The 19,057-nt window shown below is 41.2% G+C and carries 22 protein-coding genes; 1 reads left to right on the forward strand and 21 read right to left on the reverse strand.

The genetic code is table 11. The annotated features are described in order from the left end of the window. Nucleotides 1–90: 90 nt before the first annotated feature. The 11 genes from mtrB to C6344_RS06160 all read right to left on the reverse strand — a co-directional run bounded on the left by mtrB (nucleotide 91) and on the right by C6344_RS06160 (nucleotide 8,863). On the reverse strand, nucleotides 91–321 hold the full coding sequence (gene mtrB / locus C6344_RS06105; protein WP_008344541.1) for a trp RNA-binding attenuation protein MtrB: 231 nt from the start codon (nucleotides 319–321) through the stop codon (nucleotides 91–93). 24 nt (nucleotides 322–345) lie between these two features. After that, on the reverse strand, nucleotides 346–915 hold the full coding sequence (gene folE / locus C6344_RS06110) for a GTP cyclohydrolase I FolE (RefSeq protein WP_034661079.1): 570 nt from the start codon (nucleotides 913–915) through the stop codon (nucleotides 346–348). A gap of 190 nt (nucleotides 916–1,105) precedes the next feature. Then, the gene (gene hbs, locus C6344_RS06115; RefSeq protein WP_003215863.1) at nucleotides 1,106–1,384 is read right to left on the reverse strand and encodes a non-specific DNA-binding protein Hbs; all 279 of its coding nucleotides are present in this window, start codon (nucleotides 1,382–1,384) and stop codon (nucleotides 1,106–1,108) included. 374 nt (nucleotides 1,385–1,758) lie between these two features. Further along, nucleotides 1,759–3,237 (reverse strand): stage IV sporulation protein A, encoded by a 1,479-nt coding sequence (gene spoIVA, locus C6344_RS06125; protein WP_008344534.1) that lies wholly within the window; start codon nucleotides 3,235–3,237, stop codon nucleotides 1,759–1,761. A 205-nt stretch (nucleotides 3,238–3,442) separates the two neighbouring features. Continuing rightward, nucleotides 3,443–4,168 carry a hypothetical protein gene (locus C6344_RS06130; protein WP_034661080.1) on the reverse strand — a complete coding sequence of 242 codons (726 nt, stop codon included), beginning with the start codon at nucleotides 4,166–4,168 and terminating at the stop codon, nucleotides 3,443–3,445. Nucleotides 4,169–4,186: 18 nt separating this feature from the next. Beyond that, the gene (locus C6344_RS06135) at nucleotides 4,187–4,390 is read right to left on the reverse strand and encodes a DUF2768 domain-containing protein (protein WP_034318888.1); all 204 of its coding nucleotides are present in this window, start codon (nucleotides 4,388–4,390) and stop codon (nucleotides 4,187–4,189) included. Nucleotides 4,391–4,656: 266 nt separating this feature from the next. Continuing rightward, on the reverse strand, nucleotides 4,657–5,694 hold the full coding sequence (locus tag C6344_RS06140; RefSeq protein WP_106031054.1) for an NAD(P)H-dependent glycerol-3-phosphate dehydrogenase: 1,038 nt from the start codon (nucleotides 5,692–5,694) through the stop codon (nucleotides 4,657–4,659). A gap of 14 nt (nucleotides 5,695–5,708) precedes the next feature. Beyond that, nucleotides 5,709–7,019 (reverse strand): ribosome biogenesis GTPase Der, encoded by a 1,311-nt coding sequence (gene der / locus C6344_RS06145; RefSeq protein ID WP_034661082.1) that lies wholly within the window; start codon nucleotides 7,017–7,019, stop codon nucleotides 5,709–5,711. A gap of 159 nt (nucleotides 7,020–7,178) precedes the next feature. Beyond that, the gene (locus C6344_RS06150) at nucleotides 7,179–7,373 is read right to left on the reverse strand and encodes a capping complex subunit for YIEGIA (RefSeq protein WP_003215794.1); all 195 of its coding nucleotides are present in this window, start codon (nucleotides 7,371–7,373) and stop codon (nucleotides 7,179–7,181) included. 6 nt (nucleotides 7,374–7,379) lie between these two features. Beyond that, a complete protein-coding gene (locus C6344_RS06155; RefSeq protein ID WP_034661083.1) occupies nucleotides 7,380–8,264 on the reverse strand; it encodes a YIEGIA family protein in 885 nt (294 codons plus the stop codon). Beyond that, entirely contained in the window at nucleotides 8,261–8,863 is a 603-nt protein-coding gene (locus C6344_RS06160) for a YphA family membrane protein (RefSeq protein WP_223251089.1), read from the reverse strand. Before C6344_RS06160 ends, C6344_RS06155 begins: the two co-directional genes overlap by 4 nt. Before the next feature lie 120 nt (nucleotides 8,864–8,983). On the opposite strand from C6344_RS06160, the gene C6344_RS06165 reads away from it, so the two are divergent. Continuing rightward, nucleotides 8,984–9,115, forward strand: coding sequence for a YpzI family protein (locus tag C6344_RS06165; RefSeq protein WP_066030721.1), 132 nt, complete (start codon nucleotides 8,984–8,986; stop codon nucleotides 9,113–9,115). A gap of 53 nt (nucleotides 9,116–9,168) precedes the next feature. Here C6344_RS06165 and fni read toward each other — a convergent pair whose 3' ends face one another. The 10 genes from fni to C6344_RS06215 all read right to left on the reverse strand — a co-directional run bounded on the left by fni (nucleotide 9,169) and on the right by C6344_RS06215 (nucleotide 18,972). Then, the gene (fni, locus tag C6344_RS06170) at nucleotides 9,169–10,236 is read right to left on the reverse strand and encodes a type 2 isopentenyl-diphosphate Delta-isomerase (RefSeq protein ID WP_060596749.1); all 1,068 of its coding nucleotides are present in this window, start codon (nucleotides 10,234–10,236) and stop codon (nucleotides 9,169–9,171) included. 14 nt (nucleotides 10,237–10,250) lie between these two features. Further along, nucleotides 10,251–11,402 (reverse strand): 30S ribosomal protein S1, encoded by a 1,152-nt coding sequence (gene rpsA / locus C6344_RS06175; RefSeq protein WP_034661087.1) that lies wholly within the window; start codon nucleotides 11,400–11,402, stop codon nucleotides 10,251–10,253. 223 nt (nucleotides 11,403–11,625) lie between these two features. After that, complete coding sequence (cmk, locus tag C6344_RS06180; RefSeq protein ID WP_034661088.1) at nucleotides 11,626–12,303, reverse strand: (d)CMP kinase; 678 nt, start codon at nucleotides 12,301–12,303, stop codon at nucleotides 11,626–11,628. A gap of 71 nt (nucleotides 12,304–12,374) precedes the next feature. Further along, nucleotides 12,375–12,557 (reverse strand): YpfB family protein, encoded by a 183-nt coding sequence (locus C6344_RS06185; protein WP_034661090.1) that lies wholly within the window; start codon nucleotides 12,555–12,557, stop codon nucleotides 12,375–12,377. A gap of 63 nt (nucleotides 12,558–12,620) precedes the next feature. Next, the gene (locus tag C6344_RS06190) at nucleotides 12,621–13,268 is read right to left on the reverse strand and encodes a flagellar brake protein (protein WP_060596750.1); all 648 of its coding nucleotides are present in this window, start codon (nucleotides 13,266–13,268) and stop codon (nucleotides 12,621–12,623) included. A 102-nt stretch (nucleotides 13,269–13,370) separates the two neighbouring features. After that, nucleotides 13,371–14,720 carry a germination protein YpeB gene (gene ypeB, locus C6344_RS06195; RefSeq protein WP_106072830.1) on the reverse strand — a complete coding sequence of 450 codons (1,350 nt, stop codon included), beginning with the start codon at nucleotides 14,718–14,720 and terminating at the stop codon, nucleotides 13,371–13,373. Between the two features lie 16 nt (nucleotides 14,721–14,736). After that, nucleotides 14,737–15,657 (reverse strand): spore cortex-lytic enzyme, encoded by a 921-nt coding sequence (gene sleB / locus C6344_RS06200; protein WP_060596751.1) that lies wholly within the window; start codon nucleotides 15,655–15,657, stop codon nucleotides 14,737–14,739. 133 nt (nucleotides 15,658–15,790) lie between these two features. Further along, the gene (gene prsW / locus C6344_RS06205) at nucleotides 15,791–16,447 is read right to left on the reverse strand and encodes a glutamic-type intramembrane protease PrsW (protein WP_060596752.1); all 657 of its coding nucleotides are present in this window, start codon (nucleotides 16,445–16,447) and stop codon (nucleotides 15,791–15,793) included. A 155-nt stretch (nucleotides 16,448–16,602) separates the two neighbouring features. Next, nucleotides 16,603–17,574 carry a YpdA family putative bacillithiol disulfide reductase gene (locus C6344_RS06210; protein ID WP_034661101.1) on the reverse strand — a complete coding sequence of 324 codons (972 nt, stop codon included), beginning with the start codon at nucleotides 17,572–17,574 and terminating at the stop codon, nucleotides 16,603–16,605. Between the two features lie 123 nt (nucleotides 17,575–17,697). Then, nucleotides 17,698–18,972, reverse strand: coding sequence for a Glu/Leu/Phe/Val family dehydrogenase (locus C6344_RS06215; protein ID WP_007500982.1), 1,275 nt, complete (start codon nucleotides 18,970–18,972; stop codon nucleotides 17,698–17,700). Nucleotides 18,973–19,057 lie beyond the last annotated feature (85 nt).

Consider the following 19,057-nt stretch of genomic DNA (forward strand, 5'->3'; position numbering starts at 1 on the left):
TACAGTTTCATATGTAGCCCTGCACATTGTATAGAGATTTATTATACCATATCAGCTCTCACTTTTATGCTATCAAGTGCATTCAAGTGCTTATTTCTTTGCTTCGCTTTGAATTTCACCGAAGCTTGTTTGAATGACAGCATCGCCTCTTACTTTGATCGCTGACGTATGCTCAGTAAATTGTGCAATGATGACTTCACCTTTATCGAGCTTTTCGGAATGGTGAAATCTTGTATCAGAGCCTCTAGTTAAGCCGATGACATTTACACCATTATCAATGGCTTTAATCACTACAAAATCAGATGCTTTATTTTCACTCAATCTGTTCACCTTCCATCTATTGAATTAGTCGTTTTTAATAAAGGAAAGCACTTCTGCTCTTGCCGCCGTATCATTTGCAAATGTACCGCGTACTGCTGATGTCACGGTTTTAGCACCTGGCTTTTTCACTCCGCGCATCGTCATACACATATGTTCTGCTTCAACGACAATCATCACGCCATGCGGATTGAGTGTTTCCACCATACTATCTGCAATGGTTGATGTAATGCGTTCCTGAAGCTGCGGGCGTTTGGCAACAGCCTCTACAGCTCTTGCAAGTTTGCTAAGTCCCGTTACTTTTCCGCCGCGCGGAATATAAGCGACATGGGCTTTTCCGTAAAAAGGTACAAGGTGGTGTTCACACATTGAATGGAAAGCAATATCTTTTACAAGAACGAGTTCTTCGTGGTCTTCACCAAAAATGGTTTTAAAATGTTCTTTTGGATCTTCATTTAATCCCGAGAACACTTCTTCATACATTTTTGCTACTCGTTTTGGGGTATCAAGAAGTCCTTCACGATCTGGATCTTCTCCGATGGCTTTTAATATATCGCGTACTGCGTGTTCAATTAGTTCTTTATTTATTTCACTCATGTATTATATCCTCCAAAGGCGATTACATTTCAATCAGATTCTAGCACACTTCAGATCCTAAAAGCAAAGGAGAGCGTTCTAAACGAACCTTTTGATTCAAAAGGAAAAGCCCCTTATGAAAGGGGCTTTTCTAGACCAGTGTGAAACTGTATATGTATAACTCCTGCAATAGGATCATTACACATAACGATTATTTACCTGCCACCGCGTCTTTAAGTGCTTTACCTGGTTTGAAAGCAGGTACTTTGCTTGCAGGGATTTCGATCTCTGCACCAGTTTGTGGGTTACGTCCTTTACGAGCTGAACGCTCACGTACTTCAAAGTTACCAAAACCGATAAGTTGGATTTTGTCACCATTTTTAAGTGCATCTAAAATTGTATCAAAAACAGAATCAACTGCTTTTGTCGCGTCTTTTTTAGATAACTCGCTTGCTTCAGCAACCGCGTTAATAAGTTCTGTCTTGTTCATGCCTTTCACCTCCTCCCAAAAATATGCATTCAGTAGATTGTTATCATTTCTTCACAATTCATCTTCTTTCTATACACTTTTTTCGAAAAAAAGAGCGTCTAGAAAGCGTTATACATGGCTATTCATTAGAAAACAACTCTTTGAAGGAATGTTTGTCCAACAAAGTGAAGATTTTCTGTAAGTAGATTAACACATATGAAATACCATATCAAGCATTTTAAAGGGAAGAATCCTTATTCGTCAAGGATTAAGGGCACTTTTGCGAACGAATATTCCTAATTTCAGCCTGAATCTGACTAATCTTTATACATTTGTCTTTTTATGACTCATTCAATACGCAAAAAAAGACCCCTGTCAATGAGAGGTCTCACATGCTATAGGATAATGGCGATCAAACCGCCTGATCCTTCGTTGATGATTCTTTCAAGCGTTTCTTTCAGCTTATACCTTGCATTTTCTGGCATCAGCGACAGCTTTGCTTGAATACCTTCTCTGACAAGGGAGCTGAGTGAGCGCCCAAATATATCAGAATTCCAAATCGAAAGCGGATCATCTTCAAAGTCTTGCATTAAGTAGCGGACGAGCTCTTCACTTTGTTTCTCTGTTCCAATAATCGGTGCAAATTCACTCTCTACATCTACCTTAATCATATGAATAGATGGCGCAACCGCCTTTAATCTCACGCCGAATCTCGAGCCTTGCCTAATGATTTCTGGCTCATCTAAACTCATATCTGACAAGGCCGGGGCCGCAATCCCGTATCCCGTCTGCTTCACCATTTTTAATGCGTCTGATACTTGATCATATTCTGTCTTCGCATGCGCAAAATCTTGCATGAGCTCTAGAAGATGGTCTTTCCCTCTAATTTCCACACCAACCACTTCTTTTAGAATATGATCATATAGATCATCTGGGGCGTACAGGTCAATCTCCGCAATCCCCTGACCCATTTCAATCCCTGCTAAGCCCGCTCTTTCAATAAAGTCAAATTCGCTGAATTGACCAACGACACGGTCAACATCTCTTAATCTTTTAATATCCTTTACGGTTTCCTTCACTGAATCCTGATAACTTTCTCTCAGCCAATGATCTTCTTTCAGCACCATGACCCAGCTTGGCAAGTTCACATTCACCTCTAGGACTGGGAATTCATATAATGCTTCACGAAGCACACTAAGGACGTCTTGCTCTCTCATACTTTCTACACTCATGGCGAGTACTGGAATATCATATTTTTGGCTGAGTTCCTGCCGCAGCGCTTCAGTTTCAGGGTGATATGGCCTCACAGAGTTGATCACCATAATAAACGGCTTTCCAACCTCTTTGAGCTCATCAATCACACGTTCTTCAGATTCAATATAATCATGTCTTGGGATTTCTCCAATGGAACCATCTGTTGTAATCACAACACCGATGGTTGAATGCTCTTGAATGACCTTGCGTGTGCCAATTTCCGCTGCTTCATGGAACGGGATTGGCTCTTCATACCACGGCGTGTTGATCATTCTTGGACCATTTTCATCTTCATACCCGCGCGCACCAGGGACTGTGTATCCGACACAATCAACAAGCCTGATGTTGACATCAAGACCGTCACTCACATGGATCGATGCCGCTTGATTCGGTACAAATTTTGGCTCAGTGGTCATAATGGTTTTTCCTGCTGCACTTTGCGGCAATTCATCCTGTGCTCTTGCACGATCTGCCTCATTATTGATATTCGGGAGCACCACGAGCTCCATAAACTTTTTAATAAACGTAGATTTCCCTGTACGAACAGCGCCAACGACTCCTAAATATATATCGCCTCCTGTTCGTTCAGCGATATCCTTGAAAATATCGACTTTTTCCAAGTGATCCCCTCCCGGACTTGCTATCCTCGTTTTCAAATAAAATACTCTATTCTTCAATCAAACTGTGCTTGAAAGGTGTCTGGACAATATATGTGTATGACGTTGTCCTATTTGAATATGACACCTTTTTTGTTTTGAGAGTATGTTTAGCCATAAAAAAACCTTTCTCCTCATTTATATGCAGAGGAAAAAGGTTCATTCTTGTTTATGACGTCTTTTTTTCTAAAAAGTCAGGCTCACCTTTTTTGTTGATGGTATATGGGACAGAAAACGCGGGTACAAACGGGGTTTCCTGCCAATAGACATCTTGAATGTTTTCACCTGGTTTGAGCTTTTGTTTCGTATTCTTCAAAATATGAGCAAAATCACTTCGGTAGTCCACATAGATTTCGCCATTTGATGAAATCAGTAACGGGAGGGAATTCCCCGTCACCGGACTCATGACCGTAGGCGGCGATTTTAAGCCTAGCTTTTTTTCATTTAACGTATATAAATTGCTTGATACTACTTTGCCATATGGCGGATATGTATGTTCATCTTGATATATTTTGATTCTAAGCCGTAATTCACTGATGGTTTGCGTCATTTTGACATCAAGCAGTTTCACCGTTGGTTTTTTTTCGACGTCTGTGAGGACATACATATATTCGCCCCCGCCTTCAAAAGATGTAGACGGTACATCGTGTAAATATCTTGGTGACAAGCGCTTAAAGTCGATGACGTACTTCTGATAAACCGGCGTGTCTGCTTCTTTCGTTTCAATCGGCAAAAGGCCATTTGTTGCTTTTTGAAATTCCTCAATCGCTGTCTGAACGCTTTGCAGCTGTTCTTCATATGGCACACGGTTTTCAGTTTTGCGATTTTCTGGATACAGACATCCTGTTAGTAAAATAAGTGCTAACAACGTGACACTGACTTTTGCTTTGATCATCACATTCTTCCTTTTTCTTTATTCATTGACCGGCCCGCTAAATACAACTAAAAACACAATGATACCTGATATAAGCATCAAGCTGTATGCGACGGTCGAGGCTGTTATTTTAAGAAACCGGCTTTTCAGCTTAAATCGACTGAAATAAATGGTTACTACGGCTAAAAACATGAGCCCCATTGAACCAAGCGCAAACCACATCTTGATTAAAGCAAAACTCATCGTGCCTGTCCCCCTTCAAAACGAACAAATTGTAAGCGTTTATATTTCATTCTAAACCAAAAATAAGGTAAATATCAATCATTTTTCCAATCATTCAGAAAAAAGCGCATAAAAAAACTGAAGCAAAGAGGGGGACTCTGCTTCAGTCATTAAATCGACTATTTTTCCTCATTCTGTAGAGGCAAAGCTCTATTCAAACTTCATTGCTATGTTATGCAAGTCTTCCCCTTCTTGCATCCTCTACATGCCTAAGTTCAGTCTTCCATTTATTTTGTTTGGTTTTCAAACATGTTCACAAGGTCTTCCATTTCATGTGTTTTCACACGTGCCATCAATGATTCTACAGCATCGTCGACCTTTTTCCCTTCAAATAAGACGTGGTAAAGCGCCTCTGTAATCGGCATGCTGACCTTGTATTCTTTGGAGAGCTGATAAGCGCCTTTTGTTGTACGTACGCCTTCAACAACCATCCCCATTTTTTCAAGCACTTCTTCAAGCTTATACCCTTTACCAAGTAGATTTCCGCAGCGCCAGTTACGCGAATGAACACTTGTACATGTCACGATCAAATCTCCCACGCCTGTTAATCCGGCAAATGTCAGAGGATTTCCTCCCATTTTTGTACCGAGACGTGCGATTTCAGCGAGTCCTCTAGTGATGAGCGCCGCTTTCGCATTGTCACCATATCCAAGTCCGTCTGTGATCCCTGCCGCAAGAGCAATGATATTTTTCAGTGCTCCGCCAATTTCTACACCAATCACATCAGGGTTTGTGTATACTCTAAAGTTGTTGTTCATGAACAAATCTTGAACAAATTGAGCCGCTTCAATATTTTCTGATGAGACAGTGACAGTTGTCGGATGACGCAAGCCTACTTCTTCGGCATGGCTCGGCCCTGATAAGACAACAACAGCTTCTCTTTTCTCATCTGGGACTTCTTGTTCAATCATTTGAGATATTCTCAGAAGTGTATCTGGTTCAATCCCTTTACTTACATGAACAAACGGCACTTTCGATATGATCAGCTCATTTGCCTGCTTTAATACTTCACGAATGGCCTTTGTTGGCACAGCGACAATGATAGCGTCTGTCCCCTCTAACGCCTGCTTCATGTCTGTCGTCGCCTTGATAGACGCTGGCAGTGCGACATTTGGCAAGTAATCATGATTTTCATGTTTCTCATTGATTTGGTCAATGAGCTCTTGTCTATGTCCCCACATGTGTACATCATGATGATTATCAGCTAATACAAGAGCAAGAGCTGTCCCCCAGCTTCCTGCTCCAAGTACTGAAATTTTCTTCATTCTGCTCACCCTTTTTATTTTCTCGCTCTCGCAAATATTTTAATCGGTGTTCCTTCAAAACCAAATGCATCTCGAATGCGGTTTTCTAGGAAACGTTCATAAGAAAAGTGCATAAGCTCTGGATCATTTACAAACACCACAAAGGACGGAGGCTTAATAGCCACCTGTGTCGCATAGTAAATTTTCAGACGCTGTCCATTATGAGTCGGTGTTGGATTCATTGCCACTGCATCCATAATGATATCGTTCAAAATATTCGTTTGAACGCGCATCGCATGATTTTCACTAGCTGTAATAATGGATGGCATTAACGTATGAATTCTCTTTTTCGTGAGAGCAGACATAAACAAGACAGGTGCATAATCCAGGAATTGAAAATGCTCGCGAATGTTTTGCTCAAATTCCTTCATTGTACGCTCATCTTTTTCAACAGCGTCCCATTTGTTCACAACGATCACAACAGCTTTACCAGCTTCGTGTGCATAGCCTGCAATACGTTTATCCTGCTCAATAATGCCTTCTTCACCGTCTAGAACAACAGCGACAACATCAGAACGATCAATGGCTTTTAATGCACGAAGCACACTGTATTTCTCTGTTGTTTCATATACTTTTCCTTTTTTCCTCATACCTGCTGTATCGACAATGACAAAGTCACGCTGATTGTACGTAAACATCGTATCCACAGCATCTCTTGTTGTACCAGCGATGTTGCTCACAATGACCCGGTCTTCTCCAAGCATTGCATTCACTAAAGAAGATTTCCCTACATTCGGGCGGCCGATTAAGCAGAACTGAACAACTTCTTCAGCATACTGTGTATCCGGTAAATTTTTGAAGTGTTCTGCGACAGCATCAAGTAAATCACCTAGACCTAATCCGTGCGTTCCAGAAATCGGATACGGTTCGCCAAACCCTAGTGCATAAAAGTCATACACGTCACTTCTCATTTCAGGGTTGTCCAGTTTATTGACAGCAAGTACAACTGGCTTTTTCGTGCGATATAAAATTTTTGCGACTTCTTCGTCCGCAGATGTGACACCATCTCGGCCATTCACCATAAAGATAATGACATCCGCTTCATCCATTGCGATTTCTGCCTGATGGCGAATTTGCGCTAAAAATGGCTCATCTCCAATATCAATTCCACCAGTATCTATTAAGTTAAAGTCATAATTTAACCATTCAGCAGAGCTATAGATTCGATCTCTTGTTACACCAGGTGTGTCTTCTACAATCGATATTCTTTCGCCTGCGATTCGATTAAAAATTGTAGATTTTCCAACGTTGGGCCTTCCAACAATGGCTACGACAGGTTTACCCATAGTACCCTTCCTTTCAATCCAGCCGCGATTCAATATGTTCATCATCATGTTTCAACCGGGATTTAAAATTTTCATTCAGTTTTATGAAATAAACCCTTCAAACATGAAGGGTTCAACTTATATATTATATCAATTTTTAATCAGACCACAATGAATAACTTAAAAATGTTTGACAATCAAGTAAAGATCTTCTCCAATTCCGTGTGCAATTCCATCTAAAATGGCCTCTAAATTCATGGCGTACATGTCGAGTTCTTCTTTATTTTCACAGAAAAAAACGGCTGTTCCGCCCATGACCCGCTCTTTATTTGTTGTAGCCACAGCGAGTATAAATTGTTCAATGGTGTTCGCCATGCTCTATTACCTCACTTTCTTTTTTATGAACTCTGTCGGCATTCTGATGGCATTTTCTAAAATAGGCACTTCTTCCAATACACGGACAGCCAAATCTTCACGATACCATTGCGGTAAAATGAACACGCCAAGTGTGCCGTTATTTAGATCACGTTTTGCGAGCGGACAGAGCGATGGTTCACCAGAGTCGCGATACACACCAAGTACGTTGGATAAATCAAATAAAATGGCTTGCCGCTGCCCAAGATTGGCAATCGTTGTGGCTGAGTTGAAATTTTTCGGCGTCAAAATAAAGCCCATCCCATGCTCTAAAATGAGCTTTTGCTTTTCGGGCAGTCCGATATTCATGATGTAAATATCATTCACATAAAGCCCTGCCCCATCAAAGCGAAGCTCTCCTTTTTGTATATTGACAATATCCTTTAATTGGCTGCCAGACATTAATAGCTTTGCCAAGAAAAAACAAAGAATACCGACCACTGTCCCAATAACGAGCGAGAAGAAAATACAGGCTGTGGTCGTAATCAGTGCCGTGAGAATCGCAATATAATTCCGGCTTTCAAAGGCAATGGCAATGCCTTCTATATATGTACTGCCTCTTGAGACTAGCTCATATGAATCCATTTGAGTTAACGTATTTCTTTCCATATTGCGGACATCTCGGAATTGCGTGGCCGCCAGCGTGAGAAAGGTAATCGCCGTAAATTCCTCCTGAATGAGTGCAGGCATAATGATCGCACCAAGTCCTGAAGCGATAAAACCAAGCGCAATATGAATCACTTGTCCATGAATATACGTGGGGTATTGCCGGTAATCTGTTCTTAACATATAAAGTCTGGCCGCCATCCCAAAGATGACACCAATAATCACAGGAAACGTATAATCCGTCATGTTGATTTTGCAGCCCCTTTTACTGGTTTTCTTGATGAACGGGCGTTCAAGAGCTTTTCAAGCTGATCGACACCTAATAGGAAGATGGACCCTTGAACAACAAGGGACAGAAAAGAGAGATCTCCTATGACAATCGGTGATGTCAGGCGGTGAATCGTCAGCGCATAAAGGGCTTCGCCAAGACATACAGACATCATCCATAGGGTGACTCGTTCTGTGAAATGATGTCCATATGTCAAAGACATCAAGATCAGCAAGGCAAATACGACCCAATCCACTTTTATTAGCGTGAACCAAACCGGGTCATATAATGCAAAAATCATAAAAAAGGCATATGCGCTCACCATAGAGCCTAATTGCATGATTCTCATCATTTGATGGCCAGACCGGAATATAACGAAACCTGCACATGCATATAAAAAGGTCATCAAGTACCCCGCATTGAGGCTCATATCAAACATGGATACCATGAAATGACTACATATAATATGGACGAGGACACAAACGCCTAGCATACTGCGCCATGAGCTTTTTTCCATAATAAATGTCACCATAATCCAAACGAACCATATGGACCAATAATAGTACAAAGCCTCCAACGTCTCATCACCTCAATTACATTATGGGAAAATCCCCAATTTTTAAACGTAAGGGATCGCTTTGGACATTGTATGAAATAAACAAGAGGTGACACTCTAATAATTGAGGAGGGATGCATGATGGGAAAAGATAGACAGGAAAAACGATTAAAGGCATCAAAAAGAGTGGAATCTGACCGTGATCAATCCATTCATCATAAAGGGGCAACAGCATTAGAAGGTCCAGATAGCGCACGAAGAAGAAATCAATAAAAAAAGGCATGTGATGACCACATGCCTTAGATGTTTAAGGGCTAAACTTGATTTTAGTCCTTTTTCTTCTTTGATCTTAAACTATAGTACGTTGTGTCGATGCCTCTTTCTTTGAGCCAATGACTTGTTTCCCCGGAAATGACAACCTGGGTTTTTCTCAGTTCTTCAATGGTCTTCACGCCAAGCACTGTCATCATCATCTTCACATCTTCTTGAAGATCTATGATATCAGCGATGAGGCCGCTCTCCCCTCCGCCAGTCAGTGATTTTAAGAAAAAGCCAGCTAGACCAGCAGCGGATGCGCCAAGAGCAATTGATTTTGTTACATCAAGGGCGTCTTGTATACCTCCGGAGGCTAAAACCGTTTGATCTGGAAAACTTGTATGTACTTCAGCAAGACTCGCTGCTGTTGGAATCCCCCACTGGTCAAAATAATGAAGCGCTTTTTGGCGGCGAAGATTTTCGATCTTTGAAAAGTTCGTACCACCAAATCCTCCTACATCAACGGCCGCAACTCCAGCATGAAATAACTTTTTTGCCGTTTCCTTGCTCATGCCAAATCCGACTTCTTTTACGACAACAGGCACACCAACTGATTCAGCGATGGCTGCGATGCGCTCAAGCGCCCCCCTGAAATCACGGTCTCCTTCAGGCATGACGATCTCTTGGATCACATTTAAATGAATCTGGAGCAAATTGGCCTCCAGCATCTCGACTGCTTCCTCCGCTTGCTTAATCGATGCTTCACTGCCTAAGTTCGCAAACACAATTCCATCAGGATTGACTTTTCGAACAACTTCATATGTACGTCTTTCTTCTTTATCTTTCAGTGCAGCCATTTGTGATCCAACTGCCACCGGAATATTCGTTTCCTTCGCTGCGATCGATAAAGAGCGGTTGATCTCATAGGTCGACTTTCCGCCCCCGCCAGTCATTGCATTGATAAAAATTGGCGAACCGAAAGTCAGTCCGCCAATTGTCGTATGTGTATCAATTTGTGATGTCGCAAGATCTGGTAGACCGACGTGAACGAAGGAAACATCTTTTAAACCTGTTGCTGCATGCTGTCCAGTGGACAAGGCATGTTCAATATGCTGCTTCTTTCTTTCTGCTCTCGTCAATTTTGATCACCAAATTATTTTAATTTATTAAGCTTATCGCCGATCAGGTCACCAAGCTGGAATCCGCTTGTGTTTTCTTCTTTCGCCTGATATTGACGATAATTCTCTTCGATTTGTTTTTCAGGATTTTCTTCTAAATCACGGATGCTTAATGAAATGCGCTCTTCATCTTCATTCACATCAAGCACTTTCACTTTCACAGTCTGCCCTTCTTCAAGGACTTCTTGCGGTGTACCGATATGTTTATGAGAGATTTGGGAAATATGCACAAGTCCTTCGACGCCTGGCAGAATTTCAACAAATGCACCAAAGCTCACAAGACGTTGAACAGTTCCTTCAAGCACATCACCTTGTTTTACCTTTTCACCAATCTGGCTCCAAGGTCCTGGTAATGTTTCTTTAATAGATAGTGAGATACGTTCGTTATCACGATCAACAGCAAGTACTTTGACCTGGACTTCCTGGCCTTCTTCCACTACGTCAGATGGCTTTTCAACATGCGCATGGGATAGTTGAGAAATGTGAACCAATCCATCAATGCCGCCAATGTCTACAAATGCACCAAAATCAGTAAGGCGCTGCACTTTACCATCAATCACACTGCCTACTTCAAGCTTTTGCAGGAAGTCTTGCTTTTTGTCTAATTGCTCTTGCTCCACTACTGCACGGTGCGAGAGAATCACACGATTTTTTTCGCGGTCAAGTTCGACCACGACAAGTGAGAGTGTTTTACCTTTGTAGTCTGAGAAGTCCTCTACATAGTGCGCTTCTACAAGAGATGCAGGAATAAATCCACGCACACCAATATCTACGACAAGACCACCTTTTACAACGTCTTTTACTTCAGCTTCAAATACTTCTTTTGTCTCAAACTTTTTCTCTAGGTCTTCCCAAGCGCGGTCTGCATCAACAGCACGTTTCGATAAAATCAAAGCATCGTCTTCGACTTTTGTTACTTTAAGCTCTAACTCGTCGCCATCTTTCACGACATCTGATGCTTTTTCAACGTGAAGACTTGATAATTCACTGATTGGGATAATCCCAGGCTGTTTCACATTGACGATATCTACATTGACATGCTTGTCCTCAACTTTAGAAACAATCCCTTTCACTACATCTCCAACCTCTGGTACCTGAACATCGATTTGATTCATTTCCTCTGTCATTTCGATAACCTCCTTGGTCCAAACCTACACAGCTTAGTTAAAACGACTGGGCGAATATGTGTCTTAAGCATGATGATTACCAGCCGAATATGTATTAAAGAAACATTCAAATCAATATAATTGCTTGAATGATCAATAAAAATAGTATTAGTATAAACTTCTAATAAAAGACCTTGTTTGTCAAGAGATAAACCTCTAACTTATTAAAGTTTTCTAAAATTTCTTACTGTTTCTCCACGCGGTCTGCTGCATCTAAAATTTTACCTGCTACCTCTTGAATGGAAAGAGAAGTTGTGTCAATTTCAATGGCGTCATCCGCTTTCTTAAGTGGCGAAACTTCGCGCTCAGAATCAAGTTTGTCACGTCTTGCAATCTCTTCGATCAGCTGATCGTAATTGACATCGTAGCCTTTTTTCTGATTCTCTTCAAAACGGCGTTTTGCTCTTTCTTCTACTGATGCAAGCAAGAAAATTTTCACTTCGGCATCTGGAAGAACGTGCGTACCTATGTCTCTTCCGTCCATAACGACACCGCCTTTTTGACCAAGCTCTTGCTGCCTGCGGACCATTTCTTCCCGAACAGCTCTGTGCTTTGCGACAACCGATACTTGGTTGCTCACGCGGTCTGTGCGAATATCCTCTGTGACATCGGTATTGTCTAGATGAACTTTTTGACCCTCGTCCGTTGAGACCAGATCAATCACAGTTTTTTTTAGTAATGCATCAAGTGCTGTTTCGTCCTCAAGGTCTACACCATGATTAAGTGCCGCAAGTGTAATCGCGCGGTACATGGCACCTGTATCGATATAGATATATGATTTTTTTGCTGCGACAATTTTTGCCACAGTGCTTTTTCCTGCTGCAGCAGGACCGTCAATTGCGATAGATAATTTCTTTTTCATAATACCTCTCCTTGATTGAATCTCCCTTATGAATTGTAACACGATCACCGCTCAAACGGGGGAATTTTCTATCAATCCTTCTGCTTAAACGTTTCGATCCAATCTTCAATGCTCATGTTATTTACACCCTCGTATTGCACGACTTTTGACAAAAAGAGTTCTCCTTTTGTCAAATGAAGTGTGATCTGAACGGCTAATAATAAGACAAGCTGAATGAGCACCGCTTTCAATAACCATCTTTCCATTGTCTTCATACAAAAAGCCTCCACGCTAGATTCTTTCACCTCTAGTATGGAAGCTTTTAACATCCTTTATTCTTATGCTTTTTTTACCCGTGTTAAAAGCTGCTGCTGGAAGCAGTACTTCATAATGTGCTGCTGGTGGTCATTTGTAATCTCAGAAAACTCCATGATCGCTCTTGTTTTGCCAGTCTGCTCATCTTGATATACTCGATTCATCTCTGCAACCGCTTTAATTTTCACAGGCTCTTTCAGCGGAAGTTCAAACTCTGTGACCACTTCTCCGTATTCTTTCAATGAGACACCTTCAGGAACAGCAATTGCTAAGCCGCCAGCACTCATATTGACAATAAACGTGTCAAAGGCTTCTTCATCCGTTTGCGTGATCGCCGCTTTGACCATTGTATCGACTCTCAGGTATTCTCTGCGCTGAAGCCGAATCATTTCTTCTTTTGGCGGAATGGAAATGACAATCATCGGAATATCTTCTTTCCTCTTTCCGATGACTTCGCTTGTACATTTGTATGGAATTTGATTTTCATCGAAAAAGAAAACGGTGATTTCTGTTTGCTGGTTTAAATAGATCGTGCGGCCCGTTTCTTTATCAGCTGGATAATTAATGCAAATATCATCGTTATTATTTTCCAAAACTTTCGATTTTGCAATTTTCACTTCTTTGTTCTCATTGACGTATTCAATTGTGATTGCATCCCCTATTTGTAACATTCCTCATCACTCTTTTCATCTGTGAAATCATATCCTCTCCTATATTAAACCATGTATAAAACAAAAGGAAAAGGCTTAGTCGCCTTTTCCTCGCTTCCTTTTCTATAGGTCTTTATATATAGGTTCTGCGTTTTTTAGTTTATCTACTCGTTCTTCTTTTCCAGTATCCGCATTAATGAACATTCGGTACGTATCGTTCTTAATAGTTCCGAGGAACTCATAGCACAAAACTTCCTCTGACATATCATTTTGAACAATCGCTACATGAGAATCTTCGATTTTTACATGCTGATTCAATGTTTTCTTCGCTTCTTTTTGTGAGATTTTAGGTGCTTTTATGTCTCTTGTTTTATGATTCGTTAAATAGTCTTTCGCTGAAAATCCAACCACCTCACCATCATCTAATGCGACCTTCATGCGTATACTATCTGGATAAAGCAGTACATTTTTTTGAAGAGGTACATAGGTAAATACACCGATATTATCAAATTGCGCGCTTTCATCTAAATGGAACGACTCTGCATCAAATCCTTGCTTCTTTAAGAAGCTGAGTGCTTTTTCTGATGCATCATTTAAACTGATTTTCTGTTTTTTTACGTCTCGATTTTGAAGAAGGTAGACTGGGTGCCCTCCTTTTTCAGTCAAGTCTAAATAGAAATTCGCTTTACTATCAGGATCTGACATCGATAAGCTGTACACATCTCGATTGGTTTTGCTTCCGCTTTTTCTGACCTTAAAATGTTGATTATGATCAGGTGCGAATTGCTGGGCAATGCGTATCGCTTCTTTCTTTGAGATCTTTTTCCCTTTTAAATGATTGTAGCCACGTATTTCTGATTCTGTCGACACATTTGTCGGACCGAGATTGACATCCGCAAATGCATCTGCATTTCTCTCGACTGTTTTCAACCCGTCAATGATGGTGTTATCATTCTTTCGGTCGCCATCAGCAAGCGCCATTTCAACATCCATCCATTTTAAATTTTTATTGAGGACAAGGTGCTGTACTTGTCTCAGTTCGTTTTGGATATCAGCCGCTTGATGATATAAAGACGTAATGGTTTTGTGCGTATTTTTGTTTAATGGTTCATCTGATAAGGATTTGACTGATGATTTGTAGCTAAAGTCTCCGACATTCGCCAAAAATTCTTCCGTTTTGTTAAAAGGCATTAATGTGAGCGGAAGCTGACTCACATTGTTATGTGCTTCTGATGACATTCTCCATACATCTGCAAGTGCTGGTGAAATCGACGTTTGGCTGTTCATCGCAAGCGTTGCCCCAAGTTTGTCGTGCAGCTGATCCACTTGGTATGTTAAATCGTGAAAAGCCCTTTGATAGTTGTTCTCTGCGTGCAGCAGCACTGCGTCTTTTTCTTGATGCTCTTTATAGCCCCAATAACCTGTTGAGATGACAGCAATTCCTAAAATGGCAATCAATATTCCTCTGATCATTTATTTACACCTCTTTTTATTCGCAGAAAATATGTTTCCCGATTCGTTTAATTTGTGGTCTTCCCCAAATCCATGGACTGGTTGCTGTATCAGGATTAAAGTAATAGACGGCGCTCTCAGACGGGTCCCAGCCGTTAATGGCATCAAACACAGCCTTTTTAGCAGTGTCATTTGGCGACATATAAAATTGACCATCCGCCACAGCTGTAAACGCAAGCGGTTCAAAAATAACACCTGCGATCGTATTTGGAAAAGTCGGGTTGTTCAATCGGTTTAAGATAACCGCAGCGATCGCCACCTGACCTTCATACGGCTCGCCTCTTGCTTCGCTATAAACAGCTTGTGATAAGAGCTGAATATCATTACTAGAAAAACCACCTGGCATGTTGGCTGCCGTTTGTTTCGGTGTTTGGTTTGCTTGCTGATTGCCTGACTGATTCCCAGTCTTTCCAGATGTCCCGCTTCCTCCGCTTTGACTTTTTTGATTCTCTTTTGCCCCTTGAGCTGTCTTTTTTTGTGAGCTTCTTTTCGCAGAAGCTTTTGTTTGCTGATCAAGAGGTTTCCCGCCATAATGGGTAAACTCATTCCCCTTTTGCAGCTGCTGCTGAACAAAGTCTTTATAGTATTTTGTCTTTTGAACTAATAGGCTTTTTGTTTGTTTACCTACAAGTCCATCGACCTTCTTTACACCATATTGGCTTTGAAAGTTGCGAACGGCCCAGTACGTCCCCCAGCCATATACACCATCAATTTTGCCATTGTAAAAGCCATTATATTGGAGCCGTGCTTGCAGCTCGACTACATCTTCTCCTGTTGCACCTCGCTGGATGACTTGACTGGTGAAGGCTTCACTTTTTTCAGCTGACATCAGTGAAGCTGCGAGTAGAACGATTGAGAAGATAAGGACGATTTGTTTCATGAAACGAGCTTTGTCCATATTTGATCCTCCTGTACTTTTGATGTTTGAATATATATTTCTTCCGATCCCTATTTTTATACATTCATCACAGGAGTGAATTGGATGAAAAGACAAAAAAAACGCCCTATCAACTGATAGGACGTTTTCCACATTAAATTTGCACCATTTTCACGGAACGAGCCTTTTTTGCTTTCCGCAGGCCAAACCACCATAAAAAAATCATGAATGGCAGCATAATATATCCCCAATTTCTCATGCCAAGAAGAATAAAATCATATAAGCCGTGAAAAAGTACTGGGAGCGTTAAAGATAGGATCAACCATTTCACTTGCTCTTTTTTTGCAGAGAAACGGGCTTTCCCAATATAAAACCCCATCACAACACCGAATAAAGCGTGACTTGAGACGGGTAATAAAGCACGGGTGAACGCATATTCAACCCCATGCCCGACCAAGTAAAGAATATTTTCAAGTGTTGCGAAACCAAGTGAGACACTTGTTCCATATACAATCCCATCATAGTGTTCGTCAAACTGGGCATGCGCATAGACGCTGACCATTAAAATAAACCATTTTAAAGATTCTTCTAAAAAACCTGACGTCACAAATGAAATCAAGATAGGGTTCGTTGCAATATGCTCCTCTTGAAGGACATATTGAATAAACATGGTTGGAAACACAAGTATAACGCCTAGCATAAAAGATCTGATGACCATGTGAACCGGCTCATTGTCGTACTGATCTTTCAAATAAAAATAACTTAAAAGTGCGATGCCGGGAGCTAAACCTGCTGAGATGATTGCGATCATAACCAGACCTCTTTCCCTACATTATCCTTCATTATCGTACCATGATTTACCCTTTTTTTATATGACTCGAGCCCATTTTTATGAAAATATTCTTCTATATAATCCCATTTTATATCAAAAAGAACCGAATCCCTCAGAAGGATCCAGTTCTTTTTTTATCCGTTCATTCTTTTGTTGATTTCTTCTGCAATAAGCCCCCCATGAAACCTTCCATTTTCAATGAAAATTTCATTGGCATTATTTCCAGCTGCAATGACTCCTGCAATGAAAATACCTTCTACGTTTGTCTCCATCGTCTGTTCATCAAATGCTGGACGGCCTGATTCTTGATCAATTGTCACACCCATTTTTTCTAAGAAAGAATGATCTGGATGATAGCCTGTCATGGCAAAAACATAATCACTTTTCACTCGCTCCGTTTGATCTTGCTGGTTTGTAAAAATCACCTCTTCTTCTGTGATTTCCTTCACCTGCGCTCCAAACTCCATTCGGATGGTTCCATTCCGCACAAGCGCTTCAAACTCTGGTAAAATCCAAGGTTTGATGCTAGACGAATATTCAGTTCCTCGATACAGCACAGTGACTCTGCTTCCGCATTTCACAAGTTCTAGCGCTGCATCGACACTTGAGTTTTTCCCGCCGATCACCGTCACATCTTTATCAAAGTATGGGTGTCCTTCTTTAAAATAATGATACACATGAGGAAGGTCTTCTCCTTTGACGTTCATATAGTTTGGATGATCATAGTAACCAGTAGCAATCACGACATAATCACATGAATAGTCGTCTTTTGATGTGCTCACGGTAAAACAGCCATCTTTTTTCGTCACAGCGGTTACTTTTTCAAAGGCATGCACACGCAGGCTTTTTCGTCTGACTACTTCTCGGTAATAAGAAAGCGCCTGGATACGAACGGGCTTGCGATTTTCAGTAATAAAAGCGACATCACCAATCTCAAGCTTTTCACTTGTACTGAAAAAGGTTTGATGTGTTGGGTAATGATAAATACTGTTAACGACATTCCCCTTTTCAATGACAAGTGCATCAATTCCGATTTGCTTGAACGCGATGGCAGCTGATAGCCCGCATGGGCCGCCTCCTATTATGATCGCTTTTTCTTGTTTCATTTGTTCCACTCCTGTCGTTTCAATACAATAACAACTGCTAGCTGTTTGATGATTTGTTCCATTCCATAAAAAAATCTCCTATTTAAGGATAGGAGATTTTAAGGCGCGATGCAAATAAGCCGCTTAAATCCAGCCTCTGAATCGAGAAGCTTCAGCCATTTTACGTACGCCGACCATATATGCAGCAAGACGCATATCGATGCGGCGGTTTTGCGCCATTTCATAAATATTATTAAATGATTTCACCATCATATCTTCTAAACGAGTTTCGACTTCCTCTTCAGTCCAGTAGAACCCTTGGTTATTCTGCACCCATTCAAAGTAAGAAACCGTTACACCACCCGCACTCGCAAGTACGTCTGGGACAAGCAGTACTCCACGATCTGAAAGAATTTTTGTTCCTTCAAGTGTCGTTGGACCATTTGCTGCTTCTACGACAATTTTGGCTTTAATGTTTGCCGCGTTATCTTCAGTGATTTGGTTCTCAATGGCTGCAGGTACTAAGATATCACAATCAAGCTCAAGCAGCTCTTGGTTTGTAATGGTATCGTTAAATAATTTAGTCACGGTTCCAAAGCTGTCGCGCCGGTCTAGCAAGTAGTCAATATCAAGACCATCTTCATCGTATAATCCGCCGTAAGCATCTGAAATCCCTACGATTTTTGCTCCGGCATCATACATGAATTTAGCCAAGTAGCTTCCTGCATTTCCGAATCCCTGTACGACAACACGAGCCCCGTTGATGTCAATTCCTTTTTTCTTCGCCGCTTCTTTGATGCAGATCGTCACACCTTTTGCTGTTGCAGTATCACGTCCGTGTGACCCTCCAAGAACAATTGGTTTTCCTGTAATAAATCCTGGCGAGTTAAATTCATCAATTCTAGAATATTCGTCCATCATCCATGCCATAATTTGAGAGTTTGTAAACACATCTGGTGCTGGTACATCTTTTGTTGGACCAACGATTTGACTGATTGCGCGAACATAGCCGCGGCTTAGTTTTTCAAGCTCTCTAAATGACATTTCTCTTGGATCACAGATAATACCGCCTTTTCCTCCGCCATAAGGAAGATCCACAATACCACATTTTAAACTCATCCAAATTGAAAGCGCTTTTACTTCTTTTTCAGTAACGTTTGGGTGGAAACGAATGCCGCCTTTTGTCGGTCCGACAGCATCATTGTGCTGTGCGCGGTAACCAGTGAAAATTTTCACTGATCCATCATCCATCCGTACTGGAATTTTGACCGTTAATAGACGAATTGGCTCCTTCAGCAATTCATACACTTCTTGCGGATACCCTAATTTGTCTAGCGCTTTATGTATGACGGTTTGAGTTGACTTTAAAACATCTAGCTTATCTTCTGCGTTATGAGCGGCGTTTTGATCGGCTGCCATTAAAATAAACCCCCTAGAAATCTTTCATGATCTACTGCTCCCTTTCAAGCAATAGTATACACCTTCGTACTGGTAAAGCAAAGGT

It is taken from the genome of Bacillus sp. GBSW19 (genome assembly GCF_002998655.1).
Taxonomy (GTDB): Bacteria; Bacillota; Bacilli; order Bacillales; family Bacillaceae; genus Bacillus.